This window comes from Arthrobacter sp. Soil_N43, assembly GCF_057655195.1.
Map to the genome: position 1 here is coordinate 1 of NZ_JBDGML010000035.1, position 14,601 is coordinate 14,601.

Genomic DNA, 14,601 nt, shown 5'->3' on the forward strand with positions numbered 1-14,601 from the left:
CTATGGGCATGCGCCCGCGCGAAGGCCAGGTCATGGGTCACCAGAACGACGGCGGCGCCGCGGCCGGCTGCTGCTGTGATGGCGGCGATCAGCCGAGCCAGGCCATGGGCGTCCAGCGCGACCTTGGGTTCATCCAGGGCAAGTACTGCAGGCTCGCGAGCCAGGACAGTGGCCAGCGCCAGCAGGCGCTGACCTGAACCGGACAGTTCGTGCGGATGGACGCCGCCCGACGCGCCGAGCCCCACCTCGGCCAGCGCCGCAGCGGCCTTCGCAGGTGCCTGCGGGCCGAACAGCCGCTCCAGTCCGAACAGCACCTCCCGCTGAACTGTCCGTTCGAACAGCTGGTCATGGGGATGCTGGAACAGCAGGCCAAGCCGGTCGGCGACGACGCCCGTGGGAACGCCCGCGATCCCCTTGCCGGCCACCCGGACATCTCCGTGCAGCGGCCTCAGCAGCCCGTTGAACAGCCGCAGCAGGGTCGATTTACCGCAGCCGTTCGGACCGGTCACCGCCACGATTTCGCCGGGACGCACGTCCAGGTTGACGTTGTTCAGCAGGAGCGGGGAGCCGGAGTCCCTGGCATCGAACCCGAACGAGACGCCTTTCAGTTCCAGGGCAGGTGGTAACTCCAGGGCAGGCGGCTTGCCCGGGGCAGGGTCCGGGCCGGTCGCAGCAGCAGGCTCGGCTGTCACGACCGGCCGGGGGCCATCCCCCGCTGCGGGCAGCCCGGGCGGCCCACCAACAACAACACCGGAACTGGCCAGCCAGCCGCCGGCCAGCAGCCGGTCCGGAGACCCGGCCGCCGTGACCGCACCCTCTTCCAGGACCAGCCAGTGCGTGGCTTGCCGCGTCAGCCCATCGACGCGCTGGCTGAGGACCACCACGGCCGTACCGCGGGCCCGCACCTCCCTGACTAGCTCCATGACGGTCCGCTCTCCTGCAGTGTCCAGGGACGCCAGCGGTTCATCGAGAATTAGGACACCGGGACCGGCAACTATGGCACAGCCGACGGCGAGGCGCCGCAGCTCTCCCCCAGAGAGGGTTGCCGGGTCACGTTGCAGGAGCGCGGTCAGGCCCGTCCGGCGGGCGGTCTCAGCCACGATCCTGGTCATCTCGGACCGCGCCGTGCCGCGGTTCTCGAGCCCGAAGGCCAGCTCCTCCTCGACTGTGCCGCGCACCGCGGAAAGCATGGCCAAGGCATCCTGCGGCACGTACCCCACGTAGTCTGCCCAAGCAGCGGAGTCGATCCGGGGGTCATCGTCTGTCCCGGCAAACACCAAGGGGCGGCCCGCATCCTCGCGCCCTCCGGACGCCAGCCGCAAAGTCCCCGTGAGCACGCCATCGCGCCCTCCCACCAGCCAGGCGGCGAGCAGTCGTCCCAGCGTGGACTTGCCGCTCCCGGAACCCCCAAGCACCGCCGTCAGCGATCCCGGAGTCAACTCGATCTCAACCCCCCGCAGCGCAGGCCCGGAAGCGCCATGGAATGTAAACCGTTCGATGGCCGCGCACAGTGTTGTCCGGGCAGTGTCCTGTCCGCGCGTGTCCTGTCCACTCGTATTCTGTCCGCTCATGTCCCGTCCGCTCATGCAGGGCCTCCGCCGGACGCTGATGCCACGATCCGGAGAACCACCGCTACCCCGGCGAGCAGGAGGACAGCCCATCGGAACAACCGCTGGGCAGCTGAATCGTGGACCTCCCGGTAACTGGTCCGGGGGCCGGCGCGCCGGAAGCCCCTCGCGTCAAGCGCCTGCGCGCGGGTTCCGGCATCGTGGACCAGGCCCAGCACCAGCGGCACCATTTGCAGCCGGACGGCCTTCAGGCGGCTTCCGAGCCCCGTCTCCACCACAAGCCCCCGCGCTTCCTGGGCCTGGCGCACCGTGTGGAGGCGTGCGGCAATGATGGGAGCCAGCATCAGGGTCGAGGCCAGGACGTAGCCGAACTGTGGCGGCAGACGGAGTGCGCCCAGCGACGCCACCAGGTCCGGCACGCTGACGCTGAACGAGAACAGCATCAGCACGAGGACGAAGGCGGAGGTGCGCAGCCCCATGTCGAAGGCAAAGCCAAGGCCCTCGGCGGTAACCCTGGCCGGACCCCACTCCGCAAGCACGGTGCCGCCCTCGGGGTAAAAGAGGCCATGCATCACCAGCAGTGAGAGCCAGAACGGCGCCAGGATGGCGCCGCCGGCAAGCAGGACGCGGCGCGCGCGGCCGAGGGCCGCCGCCAGCGTCACCGTGCCGGTCGCAACGGTGAGGGACACCGCCCAGCTGGAGGCCGCCGTCGTCATGACCAGGACTGCGGCGGCCGCGGACAGCAGGGTGAGTGGATTCAGCCGCGGCACCACCTTTTCAGGAGTCCTTCTGTACCGGTTTCTTGCCTGCCAGGACGTTGAAGCGGCGCACGAACGGGAACTGGAAGGTGGTGCGGCGGGGAAGGGCGTAAACGAGCATGGCCGCAATGGCGAACACGATGGCCTTGTCCATCGGGTCCGAGATCAGCGCCTGCTTGGTGATGGCGGCGAGCAGCGTATCGCCCATCGCGCGGAAGGCACTGACGATGGCCCCTGTTCCGGCCCCTGAGGTGCCGCCAAAAACGAAGGCGGCGATGGGAGCCGACACCACACCGGCCAGGATCCCGGTGGCAAAGCCGGCAACCGGGGCGAGGTAAAAGCGGCGGAAGAGTCCGTAGCGTGCAGCGGTGCCTGCGAGGAAACCGATCAGCGCGGCGCCAGCGGCGAAGGGAAGGACCGTGGGGTTGATGAAGGACCAGACGATGCTGCTCAGGGCACCGGTGGCGGCCCCGGCGGCGGGGCCGGCGAGGACAGCGATCAGCACGGTGCCGATGGCGTCGAAGTAGAAGGGCAACCCGCTGGTTCCCATGAGCTGTCCGAGGACGATGTTCAGGACCAGCGCCACAGGCATCAGAACCACGGTCGACGTGGGCAGCGTGGGCAGCACGCCCACAATCAGCAGGGCCGCGCCGAGCAGGAACCCGCCCAGGGCAACGAGCGCAGAGACGCTTCCAAGTCCGCCGGCGATGTCGGCAGGCTGGGTGAGGACGAGGAAGAGGAATGTGGCCGCGATGGCGGCGGCGCCGAGCAGTTCAAGCAGCCGGCGGTTTCGTCCCTCCTGCTGTCCTGGGGTGGGGAGGGTGAGGGAAGGCTGTGACATGGCAAATCCTTAGGCTGATGACGGCGGGCCCCGCCCCGTGGCGTGATCTTCCGCGTGCGCGAAATCCGGCGCCTATGTCACCTCGACGCGGCTACCATCCTACCGATCCGCGGGCACGGCGTGCTACGGGCGGCGGGGCGTTAGGACCGCACCAGTGTGCGGGCCAGTGCCCCCACTGAGGAGATGAGCTCGTCGAAGCACTGCCCGGGATCGTTGGTGGTGACGATCCGGGCGTTGGGCGGTTCGTTCCAGATGCCGCGGAAGTCAGCCACCGTGGTGCCGATGAGCCGGGGCGACACGGTTTCCACATGTACGGTGGCCGGCCGCGTCTCCACCGGGGTGCGGCCGATGGCGGCGGCGGCCGCGAACGCATCGTGCATGTGGGCGACATAGCCCTGGCCGTACAGCCGGTGGAACTCCAGGTAAAAGCGGACGGCGTCCGAGAGGCAGGCCACGAGCGGATTGTCCGAGGCGCTGCGCTGGCCTTCCGGCTGCTCCGGCAGCACGAGCTCCGGTTCCCGAGCCCCGGCAGCCTCCCCCAGACGTTGCAGGTGTTCGGGCCGCAGCTCAATCCGCTCGGTGGTCTCCAGCGCGCACACCAGGGGCAGGCTGTCCGCGGGGTGTCCGCTGTAGGCGGCGAAGACCTCCTGTGCCGCGTGCGGGTCAACGGAAACGTTCCATTCCGCCGTGGGCGTGGTGTTCCCCTGGTAGTTAAAGCACCCGCCCATGATCACGAGGCCCTTCAGCAGCGAGGGCAGAGCCGGCTCGCGGCGCAGGGCCAGCGCGAAGTTGGTCAGCGGGCCGGTGATGAGGCCCGTGATCTCCCCCGGACGCGCCCGGACGGTGTCCACCCACACGTCCACCGCATGACGCTGGGAAATCTGCTGCGCCGGAAACGGCAGTTCCGCATAGCCGATTCCCTGCGGACCGTGCGTTTCCTCGGTAGTAACCAGCGGAATCTCAAGGGGCACTTCGGAACCGACAGCCACTTCCACGCCGGGCCTGCCGCAAAGCTGCAGCAGTGCCAGGTTGTTCAGCGCCACCTGCCTGGCTCCCACGTTGCCCGCCGTGCAGGTGATCGCCTCGATCCGGACCTCCGGGCGGGACAGCAGGTAAACCAGCGCCAGAGCGTCGTCGATCCCGGTGTCGACGTCCATCAGGACGGAGTGCGCCGGGACGGAGTGCGTCGGGACACCGTCCATCAGAACAGTGCCACCTTGGGCGTCCGCGGGAAAATGGCGTCCAGCTCTTCCAGTTCGGCCCTGTCCGGGACCCAGGCAACGGCTTCCGCATTCTGCCGGACCTGCTCGGGCCGGGTGGCTCCGGCAATGACGCTGCCGACCGCCGGCTGCGCCGCCAGCCAGGAGAATGCGACCTGCACTTCCGTGAGGCCGCGCTCCGCCGCAAAGGCGCTGAACTGTTTCAGCTGCTGCCAGTCGGCGTCGTGCACCAGATGCGTCCGGGTATGGCTGAGTCGCGAACCTTCGGGGGCCTGGTCCGGCGCATACTTCCCGGTGAGGAGCCCGTTCGCGAGCGGGAAGTACGGCAACACGCCGATCCCGTAGGCCTCGGCGGCCGGGACAACCTCCAGCTCCGCGCGCCGGTCCAGCAGGTTGTAGTGGTTCTGCGCCGAGATGAACCGGGAACCGCCCCGTGCCCGGGCGACGAATTCGGCCTCGGCGATCTGCCAGCCGGCGCGGTTGGAATGGCCGATGTAGCGGACCTTGCCGCTCGTCACAAGCTCATCGAGCGCGTCGAGGGTCTCTTCGATCGGCGTGAGCGGGTCCGGGCTGTGGAACTGGTACAGGTCAATCCAGTCCGTGCCCAGCCGCCGGAGGGAAGCCTCGGCAGCACGGATGATGTAGCTCCGGGAGCCGCGGGCGCCGTAGTCCCTGCCGTTGGCCCCGCGCATATCCAGGCCGAATTTGGTCGCCACCACAGCTTCGTCCCGCCTGCTGCCGAGCGCCCTGCCGAGCATGGTCTCGCTCAGGCCCGGTTCCCGGCCGTACGAGTCAGCGACGTCGAACAGTGTCACCCCCGCATCGAGGGCGGCATGAACGACGGCGTCAGTCCCCTCCTGTGACTCCGTCGCCGTATTCGCCCGGCCCAGGTTGTTGCAGCCGAGCCCTACGACGGAGACGGTGAGTCCGGATTTTCCCAGGCGGCGGTATTCAGTCATGAAAACACCCTATAACGGCCGTTCGGGGCGGCCGTTACAAGCTGAAGCCGGCAGCCTGTTTCGGAGAGTGCTTGAGTTTCAGTGCCGTTGGGTCAGTGAACGGGGCGGCGCCGATGCTCAGCTTGGTAAAGTCCAGGTCTTCGCCGCGGATGCACACCTTGATGGCATTCACGGCTTTGTTCACATCCGGGCACAGGCAGAAGATATTGAGCTTGGAGTCGCTGAATTCCGAGCGCTCAACCGTGCCCAGGCCGCGCCAGGCAAGGTGGCTGATCAAGGCATCCTTGGCTTTTTCCTCGAGATACCGGTCCCGGCTGGTACCTTCCCGGGTCTTCAGGGCGTACTGGGCCACCACCCAGTACTGCTCTTCATCGGGAATCTCGGCATAGCCGTCCTCGGCGCACTGCGCGGCGAACGCATCCATCAGCCGCTCCGCCGCCTCGGCGTCAGCGACGTCGGTTTCATCCGTCTTGCTCTGGTGCCCTACGGTCCCGTGGTTCATGACGAACTGGCTGTAGTCCTCGTCGAACCAGGCCTCCCTGAACTGGAGGACCCCTTCGTCGTCGCGCTTGTAAACCCTGATGATTCCGCTCATGCCCGTCCTTTGGATCGCCCGCGGCCTGTGCCGCCGAACGGTGGGAGTTGTGCCTTTACGGCCTGGTAATTCTTACGGGACGCCTTACGGCTTGGCGCCGTACTACAGCTTGGGCAGGCTTCCGGTGGTGGGGTGCTCCTGCCCCGGCAGGGGCCGGGCGAAGGGCACCTTCGTGCCCAGGACCTGTGCGACCACGTCATGGGTGATCTGCTGAGCGGTGAGGCCGACGCGTTCCAGCACCTGGCTGCGGGAGCCGTGGTCCAGGAACTCCACCGGCAGGCCCACTTCGTTCAGCGCCGTGTCCACACCGGCCGCGCGCATCTCCTGGCGGATCCGGGACCCCACGCCGCCGGCGCGGACGCCGTCCTCGATGCAGATCACCAGGCGGTGCCGGGCGGCCAGGGCGATGATCGATTTCCGGACCGGCAACACCCAGCGCGGGTCCACCACAGTGGAGCTGATGCCCTGCGCGCCCAGCCGGTTCGAGACGTTCAGGGCGAGTTCGGACATGGCACCCACGCTCACGATCAGGACGTCGTTCTCGGTGGAGCCGGCCGGCCGGCGGGCGAGGACGTCCACGCCGTCGCCCAGCCGCTCGATGGCTTCGACCTCGGCCCCGACCGTTCCCTTGGAGTAGCGGATCACGGTGGGCGCGTCCTCAACGGCGACTGCTTCGCGCAGTTCCTCCCGCAGTCTCGTGGCGTCCCGGGGGGCTGCCAGATGGAGCCCGGGAACGATCTGGACCATCGCCATGTCCCACATCCCGTGGTGGCTGGCGCCGTCGGGACCCGTGACACCGGCGCGGTCCAGGACAATGGTGACGCCCGCCTTGTGCAGCGCAACGTCCATCAGCAGCTGGTCGAAGGCGCGGTTGAGGAAGGTCGCGTAGACGGCGACGACGGGGTGCAGTCCGCCGAAGGCCATGCCGGCTGCGGAGGTGAGGGCGTGCTGTTCGGCAATGCCGACGTCGAACACCCGCTCCGGGTGGCGGGCGGCGAATTTGTGCAGCCCCACGGGGATGAGCATCGCGCCGGTGATCCCCACGATGTCCTTGCGCTCATCGGCGATATCGGCGATTTCGTCCGCGAAGACGGAGGTCCAGGACTTCGCACCTCCGGCCTCGGCGGGCTCCCCGGTTTCGGGGTCGATGATCCCCACCGCGTGGAACTGGTCGGCTTCGTGTGCACGTGCGGGCGCGTAGCCGTGGCCCTTCTCCGTCATGGCGTGCACAATCACCGGGCCGGCATAGTTCTTGGCCGTGGACAGGGCATGTTCCAGGGCCTGCAGATTATGGCCGTCCACGGGGCCGATGTACTTCATGCCGAGGTCTTCGAACATGCCCTGCGGAGCCCACCAGTCCTTGATGCCTTTTTTCATGGCGTGCAGGCTCTTGTAGGTGAACTGGCCGACCGGGCCGCCGCTCTGGAGCTTCTTCTTCCACCAGTCGAGGGCGACTTCGTAAGCGGGCGCAGCCCGCAGCGAATCGATCGTAGGACGCAGGGACGCAAGGTAATCGGCAAATCCGCCGACAGTGGGGGCATAGGACCGGCCGTTGTCGTTGACCACGATGACGACGCGGCGCCTCTTGTCGGCGGCAATGTTGTTGATGGCTTCCCATGCCATGCCGCCGGTGAGGGCGCCGTCCCCGACGACGGCGATGACGTACCGGTCGCCGTCGCCGGTCAGCTGGCGGGCACGGGAAATCCCGTCGGCCCAGGACAGCGAGGACGAAGCGTGCGAGCTTTCGACGATATCGTGCTCGGATTCAGCGCGGTCAGGGTATCCGGACAGCCCGCCCTGCTGGCGGAGGGTGCTGAAATCCTGGCGCCCGGTAAGGAGTTTGTGCACGTACGACTGGTGGCCGGTGTCGAAGACGATGCTGTCGCGGGGCGAATCAAAGATCCGGTGCACCGCCATGGTCAGTTCGACGACGCCGAGGTTGGGGCCAAGGTGCCCGCCCGTCTGGGAGACGTTGCCGATCAGGAATTCCCTGACCTCGGCGGCCAGCTGATCCAGCTGCGCCTCGAACAACTTACTCAGGTCCTGCGGATTCCGGATGGTCTCCAAGATTCCCAACGGGCCCTCCTTCGGCTGGTAGACATGCCTTTTAACTCTAACGCCTCCGGCCGGTCGTCTGCGCCGGGCAAGCCGCCGCGCCAGGCGCACGCACGGGCCTGCCTGCCGCGTGGGATGAAGGCAAAAGCCCCGGCCGGTCAGTGACCGGCCGGGGCTTCACGCCTGATCTGCCCTGGGGCAGGCTCCGCTAGTTTGCGGAGATCTGGCGCAGCACGTACTGCAGGATGCCGCCGTTGCGGTAGTAGTCGGCTTCACCCGGCGTATCGATGCGGAGGACCGCATCGAACGACTTGGCGGTACCGTCTTCGGCGGTGGCCGTGACCTTGAGCGTCTTCGGCGTGGTGCCTTCGTTGAGTGCGGTGACACCCTCAACAGCGAAGGATTCCGTACCGGTCAGCCCCAGCGTGGCAGCGGACTCGCCGGCCGGGAACTGCAGAGGAAGGACGCCCATGCCGATCAGGTTGGAGCGGTGGATGCGCTCGTAGCTCTCGGCGATGACGGCCTTGACGCCCAGCAGCGCGGTGCCCTTGGCTGCCCAGTCACGCGATGAACCGGAGCCGTACTCCTTGCCCGCCAGGACGACCAGCGGGGTGCCGGCGGCCTGGTAGTTCTGCGCGGCGTCGTAGACATAGGCCTGCGGGCCGTCAGCCTGCGTGAAGTCGCGGGTGAAGCCGCCTTCCACGCCGTCGAGCAGCTGGTTCTTGATACGGATGTTGGCGAAGGTGCCGCGAATCATGACTTCGTGGTTACCGCGGCGTGAGCCGTAGGAGTTGAAGTCCTTGCGCTCCACACCGTTGGCCAGCAGGTACTGGCCTGCCGGGGTGTCCGACTTGAAGGAGCCGGCCGGGGAGATGTGGTCGGTGGTGACCGAATCGCCCAGCTTGAGCAGCACACGCGCACCGGTGATGTCCTGGACCGGTTCCGGCTGTGCCTTCATGCCCTCGAAGTACGGGGGCTTCCGCACGTACGTGGACTTCTCGTCCCACGCGAAGGTGTCGCCTGCCGGGGTGTCAAGGGCCTTCCAGCGGTCGTCGCCTTCGAAGACACCCTCGTAGCCGCGGGCGAACATTTCCTTGTCGATCGAGGAATCGATGACCTGCTGGACCTCGACCGGGTTCGGCCAGATGTCCTTCAGGAAGACGTCGTTGCCGTTCGCGTCCTGGCCCAGGGCGTCGGTGTCGAAGTCGAAGTCCATGGATCCGGCGAGGGCGTAGGCGATGACCAGCGGCGGGGAGGCCAGGTAGTTCATCTTCACGTCCGGGTTGATCCGGCCTTCGAAGTTGCGGTTGCCGGACAGGACAGCCGTGACGGAAAGGTCGTTGGCCTGGATGGCCTCGGAGATCTCAGCGTCCAGCGGTCCGGAGTTGCCGATGCAGGTTGCGCAGCCGTAGCCCACGATGTAGAAGCCAAGCTTCTCCAGGTACGGCGTCAGCCCGGACTTCTCGTAGTAGTCAGTGACTACCTTGGAGCCGGGAGCGACGGAGGTCTTGACCCACGGCTTGGAGGTCAGGCCCTTGTCGACGGCGTTCCGGGCCAGCAGCGCGGCGGCCAGCATCACCGACGGGTTGGAGGTGTTGGTGCACGAGGTGATCGACGCGATCGACACTGCGCCGTGGTCCAGCTCGAACTCGCGTCCGTCTTCCATCGTGATGTGGACGGGGCTGGACGGGCGGCCCTCAGAACCGTTGGCTGCGGAAACAACGCGTGCCGAATCGGTCGTGTGGGAGTCGGCGTGGGTAAACGACGGCGAGTCCGACGCGGGGAAGGACTCGTCGAGGGACTCGTCCACGCTGCCGTCTTCGAGCGTGACGTAGTTGTGGATGTCCTTGCGGAACTGCTCCTTGGCGTCCGTCAGCTCGATGCGGTCCTGGGGACGCTTCGGGCCGGAGATGGACGGAACAACGGTGGACAGGTCAAGTTCGAGGTACTCGGAGAACTTGATCTCCTTCGACGGGTCGTGCCAGAGGCCCTGCTCCTTGGCGTACGCCTCGACGAGGGCAACGTTCTCTTCCGAGCGGCCGGTGAGGCGCAGGTACTCGATTGTGACGTCGTCGATCGGGAACATTGCAGCCGTGGAGCCGAACTCCGGGCTCATGTTGCCGATGGTCGCGCGGTTGGCGAGCGGCACTTCGGCCACGCCTTCGCCGTAGAACTCCACGAACTTGCCCACGACGCCGTGCTTGCGCAGCTGTTCGGTGATCGTCAGGACGACATCGGTGGCGGTGGCGCCCGCAGGGATGGAGCCGGTCAGCTTGAAGCCGACGACGCGCGGGATCAGCATGGAAACCGGCTGGCCCAGCATGGCCGCCTCGGCTTCGATGCCGCCGACGCCCCAGCCGAGCACACCGAGGCCGTTCACCATGGTGGTGTGCGAGTCGGTGCCGACGCAGGTGTCGGGGTAGGCGCGGAGGGCGCCGTCCACTTCGCGGGTCATGACGGTGCGTGCCAGGTATTCGATGTTGACCTGGTGCACGATGCCGGTTCCCGGCGGCACGACCTTGAAGTCATCGAATGCCGTCTGTCCCCAGCGCAGGAACTGGTACCGCTCACCATTGCGCTGGTATTCGATCTCCATATTGCGCTCCAGCGCGCCGGAGTTACCGAAAGCATCAATCTGCACGGAGTGGTCAATGACCATTTCCGCAGGTGCCAGCGGGTTCACCCTCTTCGGATCGCCGCCGAGCTCCTTCACCGCCTCGCGCATGGTGGCAAGGTCCACGACGCAGGGAACGCCGGTGAAGTCCTGCATGATCACGCGGGCAGGCGTGAACTGGATTTCAGTGTCGGGCTGGGCATTCGGATCCCACCCAGCGAGGGCGCGAACGTGATCCGCAGTGATGTTCGCGCCGTCCTCGGTCCTCAACAGGTTTTCAAGCAATACCTTGAGGCTGAACGGAAGGTTTTCTGAACCTTCAACGGAGTTCAACCGGAAAATTTCGTATTCGGTTCCGGCTACATTAAGTTTGCCTTTTGAACCGAAGCTGTCCACAGTGCTCATCGCAGGACTCCTCTCGCAACAGTTTCATCTTTGTCGCGCGGTAGACCGCTTGCTAGTTAGGTCAGCCTAATTAGTACCTGGTCCTACAAAAGAGCATGGGGTCAGCCGAGACATACGGCGCGCGACGTGGGACTACTCCGCCCATCCTAGTGGCATCAGCCGCGGGGAGTCAGCAGGGCAACCGTCTCCAGATGGTGCGTATGCGGGTACAGGTCGAACGCCCGGAGCTGCGCCAGGGACCAGCCGCCCTGCTGGAAGTACCCGATGTCCCGGGCAAACGATGCCGGGTCGCAGGAAACGTACGCAATGGCCCGCGGGCTGGCGGCCATGAGCTGGTTCACAACGGCCTTGCCGGCGCCGGCGCGCGGCGGATCCAGCACCAGCGCATCGAAGCTCCGGGGCCGCTGGCGCAGCACCCGCTCCACGCGGCCCTGCACGATTTCCACCTGCGGCGCGTTGTGGAGATTCTTCCGCGCGTCCCTGCTCGTTCCGGGGGCGCCTTCCACGGACAGCACCGAGCCCGTTTCGCCAACGGCGTCGGCGAGCGGGGCGGTAAACAGTCCTGCACCGGCATAGAGATCCGCCACGGCCGCACCAGGCTCCAGGAACCCGCCGTCGTGCAGGAAACCGGTAACGGCACCCACCAGCGTTTCCGGGGCATCCCGGTGGATTTGCCAGAATCCGGCACCCGTGATCCGGTAATCGTGGCCCGCGGCGGACTCCTGCACCCAGGTCCGTCCCCGGAGCTGCAGCGTCTCATCCTTGAGCGGATCGTAACTGGCCACCGAAATGTCCGCGGGGAGCTGGGCCAGTATGGAGCTGAGCCGTTTGGCGCGGGTGCCGGGCGCAGGCACGAGGAGCACGAGCGGCCGCGATCCGTTCGCCGGTGCCGCCACCTCCACCCGTTCGATGCCCTGCAGATCGATGTCCCACAGCCGGAGCGCGTTGACGCCCTCGACCGCCAGCGGCATTTCGCGGACCGGAATGACCTCGTCCGAACGGTGGGCGTGCATGCCGAGCTTGCCGCCGGCGGTGACCGCAAAACCGGCCCGGGTCCGCCACGCGAGGCCAGCGCCGCCGTCGTGCGGTTCGCCGCCGTCCGCGGTGGCGCCGCCCACCGCCTCCACCTCAGGTGAAAGGTCGACGCCGGCCAGCCGCCTCAGCTGTTCGGCCAGCACCTCTGACTTGAGGCGCCGTTGCCGGGCCAGGGAGATGTGTCCCAGTTCGGCGCCGCCGACCGGCGGCCGCCCGTGCCCCCACGAAGCCGGCGAATCGGCGACGCGCCAAAAGTGCGGGACACGGTCCGGCGAGGGGTCCAGAACCTCAACGACGTCGGCGCGCCAGAATTTGGCGGACTCCCCCGCGTCCGTCAGGCGGACACGCGCCTTCTCCCCGGGGATGCCGTGGCGGACGAATACCACCCGGCCCTCGTGCCGCGCCACGCAGTGGCCGCCATGGGCAACGGGGCCTATCTCCACCACCAGTTCTGCGCCGGCGGAGGAAGTCAGTGGTTCGGGGTTCATTGGATGTCCTGCAGTTTCTTTGCTTCTTCGGATGATTTGAGCTGCCACGGAACACTGGCCACCATGACGCCGGGTTCGAAGTGGAGCCGGGTTTTGATGCGCAGCGCCGTCTGGTTGTGCACGAGCTGTTCCCACCATTTGCCGACCACATATTCGGGTATGTAGATGACGATCAGGTCGCGGGGCGAGTCCCTGCGCATGTTCTTGACGTACTCCATGATGGGAGTGACTGTCTCGCGGTAGGGGCTGGCGAGGACCGTCAGCGGCACGGGGATGTCCAGCTTTTCCCAGTCCGCCAGCGTGTGGGCCGTCTCTTCCTCATTGATGTCCACGGTGATGGCATCCAGCCGGGAGGGCCGGGAGGCCCGCGCATATGCCAGGGCACGCAGGACCGGCTTGCGGACGTGGGAAACGAGCAGCACCGCGTGGACCCTGGTGGGCAGGGCCCGCGGTGAGGAGTCCTCGTCCACGGCGAGTTCCCTGGCCACGTTGTCGTAGTGGGCCCGGATGCTCCACATGATGAGGAACAGGACAAACATCGCCAGCAGCGCGATCCAGGCCCCCTGCTCAAACTTGGTGATGAGCACGATCACCAGCACCAGCGCGGTCATGCCGAAGCCGATCATGTTGATGGTCCGGGATTTGATGATCCGGAGCCGCACCGCCTTGTCCCGTGCCAGTTTGAGCTCCCGGCCCCAGTGGCGGATCATGCCCAGCTGGCTTGCTGTGAACGAGATGAACACACCCACGATGTACAGCTGGATGAGCTTGGTGACGTCGGCGTTGAAGGAAATGATGAGCACGAGCGCCCCGGCGGCCAACGCGAGCACACCGTTGCTGAAGGCCAGGCGGTCGCCGCGGGTGCGGAGCTGCCGGGGCAGGTAACCGTCCTGGGCAAGGATGGACCCCAGCACGGGAAAACCGTTGAAGGCAGTGTTGGAGGCGAAGACGAGGATCACGCCGGTGGCCGCAACCACGATATAGAAGGGGATGGACCCCGGTCCGAACACAGTCTGCGCGATCTGGCTGATGGCCGGGCTCTGGATATAGCCCTCAGGAAGCGGGTTCCCATTCAGGAGGAACTCCGTGGCCGGATCCAGCACAATGTGCACCTTGGTGGCATTGGCCAGATAGATGATCCCTGCCAGCATGGCCGAGGCAATGATGCCCAGGAGCAGCAGGGTGGTGGCAGCGTTCTTGCTCTTGGGCTTCTGGAAGTTCGGCACGCCGTTGCTGATGGCTTCCACACCGGTCAGGGCGGCGGCGCCGGAGGAAAAAGCGCGCAGCAGCAGGAACGCGCCGGCGAGGCCCACGAGGCCCTCGTCGAAACCGGGCGCCGGGACGATCGTGAACGCTGCCGACGGCGCCTGGCCCAGCTGCCCGGTCACGGCCTGGAATACCCCTACGGCGGTCATGCCCAGGATCGACGCCATGAAGATGTAGGTGGGCACGGCAAAGACGCCTCCCGCTTCCTTGATCCCGCGCAGGTTCACGAGGGCCAGAATCACCACGCCGACGGTGGCGAACGCCGCCTGCTGGCCGTGGAGGGACGGAATTGCCGTGGTCAGGTAGGTCGCGGCCGAGGACATGGAAACGGCGACGGTCAGCACGTAGTCAACGAGCAGGGCGGATGCCACCGTCAGCCCGGCGTGCTTCCCCAGGTTCACGTTGGCGATTTCGTAGTCGCCGCCGCCCGACGGATAGGCATGGACGTTCTGCCGGTAGGAGGCGACGACAGTCAGCAGCACCACCATGACAGCCAGTCCCACCAGAGGCGAGAATGCCACTGCGCTCACGCCCGCCAAGGCCAGTGTGAGGAGGATCTCGTCGGGCGCGTAGGCCACGGACGAGAGCGCATCCGACGCGAAGACAGGAAGCGCAATCCGCTTCGGCAGAAGCGTGTGGGGCATCCGGTCGGTCCGGAAGGGCCTCCCCACCAGCACCCGCTTTACGGCATTCAGAATTGTCAGCACCACACAAAGTTAGTCTGATTCACGCGCGATGTCATGGCGGGATTCCGGCGGTAGAGTCTTACGGAGCAGCAGGACAACTGGAGGAGACAC

10 protein-coding genes are annotated in these 14,601 nt (G+C 66.7%); all 10 read right to left on the bottom strand.

The annotated features are described in order from the left end of the window. On the bottom strand, nucleotides 1-1,571 hold a 1,571-nt coding region (locus AC3A3W_RS02305; protein WP_487440275.1), incomplete at its 3' end, for an ABC transporter ATP-binding protein. Nucleotides 1,572-1,582: 11 nt separating this feature from the next. Continuing rightward, nucleotides 1,583-2,341 (bottom strand): energy-coupling factor transporter transmembrane component T family protein, encoded by a 759-nt coding sequence (locus tag AC3A3W_RS02310; RefSeq protein ID WP_487440276.1) that lies wholly within the window; start codon nucleotides 2,339-2,341, stop codon nucleotides 1,583-1,585. Nucleotides 2,342-2,345: 4 nt separating this feature from the next. Further along, nucleotides 2,346-3,167 carry an ECF transporter S component gene (locus AC3A3W_RS02315; RefSeq protein WP_487440277.1) on the bottom strand — a complete coding sequence of 274 codons (822 nt, stop codon included), beginning with the start codon at nucleotides 3,165-3,167 and terminating at the stop codon, nucleotides 2,346-2,348. A gap of 140 nt (nucleotides 3,168-3,307) precedes the next feature. After that, complete coding sequence (locus tag AC3A3W_RS02320) at nucleotides 3,308-4,369, bottom strand: nucleoside hydrolase (RefSeq protein WP_487440278.1); 1,062 nt, start codon at nucleotides 4,367-4,369, stop codon at nucleotides 3,308-3,310. Next, a complete protein-coding gene (locus tag AC3A3W_RS02325; protein WP_487440279.1) occupies nucleotides 4,369-5,346 on the bottom strand; it encodes an aldo/keto reductase in 978 nt (325 codons plus the stop codon). The genes AC3A3W_RS02320 and AC3A3W_RS02325 overlap by 1 nt, the downstream gene beginning before the upstream one ends. A 34-nt stretch (nucleotides 5,347-5,380) precedes the next feature. Continuing rightward, on the bottom strand, nucleotides 5,381-5,941 hold the full coding sequence (locus AC3A3W_RS02330) for a hypothetical protein (RefSeq protein ID WP_487440280.1): 561 nt from the start codon (nucleotides 5,939-5,941) through the stop codon (nucleotides 5,381-5,383). A gap of 102 nt (nucleotides 5,942-6,043) precedes the next feature. Continuing rightward, on the bottom strand, nucleotides 6,044-8,017 hold the full coding sequence (gene dxs, locus AC3A3W_RS02335; RefSeq protein ID WP_487440281.1) for a 1-deoxy-D-xylulose-5-phosphate synthase: 1,974 nt from the start codon (nucleotides 8,015-8,017) through the stop codon (nucleotides 6,044-6,046). A 187-nt stretch (nucleotides 8,018-8,204) separates the two neighbouring features. After that, entirely contained in the window at nucleotides 8,205-11,015 is a 2,811-nt protein-coding gene (gene acnA / locus AC3A3W_RS02340; protein WP_487440282.1) for an aconitate hydratase AcnA, read from the bottom strand. Nucleotides 11,016-11,170: 155 nt separating this feature from the next. Next, a complete protein-coding gene (locus AC3A3W_RS02345) occupies nucleotides 11,171-12,538 on the bottom strand; it encodes a class I SAM-dependent RNA methyltransferase (protein ID WP_487440283.1) in 1,368 nt (455 codons plus the stop codon). Then, nucleotides 12,535-14,511, bottom strand: a complete 1,977-nt coding sequence (locus AC3A3W_RS02350) for an APC family permease (protein WP_487440284.1) — start codon at nucleotides 14,509-14,511, stop codon at nucleotides 12,535-12,537. The genes AC3A3W_RS02345 and AC3A3W_RS02350 overlap by 4 nt, the downstream gene beginning before the upstream one ends. Nucleotides 14,512-14,601: the final 90 nt, after the last annotated feature.

Bases quoted from the DNA above. Each gene is read 5' to 3' on its own strand.
- AC3A3W_RS02315 (WP_487440277.1), bottom strand. From the start codon at position 3,167: ATGTCACAGCCTTCCCTCACCCTCCCCACCCCAGGACAGCAGGAGGGA.
- AC3A3W_RS02320 (WP_487440278.1), bottom strand. From the start codon at position 4,369: ATGGACGGTGTCCCGACGCACTCCGTCCCGGCGCACTCCGTCCTGATG.
- AC3A3W_RS02325 (WP_487440279.1), bottom strand. From the start codon at position 5,346: ATGACTGAATACCGCCGCCTGGGAAAATCCGGACTCACCGTCTCCGTC.
- AC3A3W_RS02330 (WP_487440280.1), bottom strand. From the start codon at position 5,941: ATGAGCGGAATCATCAGGGTTTACAAGCGCGACGACGAAGGGGTCCTC.
- acnA (WP_487440282.1), bottom strand. From the start codon at position 11,015: ATGAGCACTGTGGACAGCTTCGGTTCAAAAGGCAAACTTAATGTAGCC.
- AC3A3W_RS02345 (WP_487440283.1), bottom strand. From the start codon at position 12,538: ATGAACCCCGAACCACTGACTTCCTCCGCCGGCGCAGAACTGGTGGTG.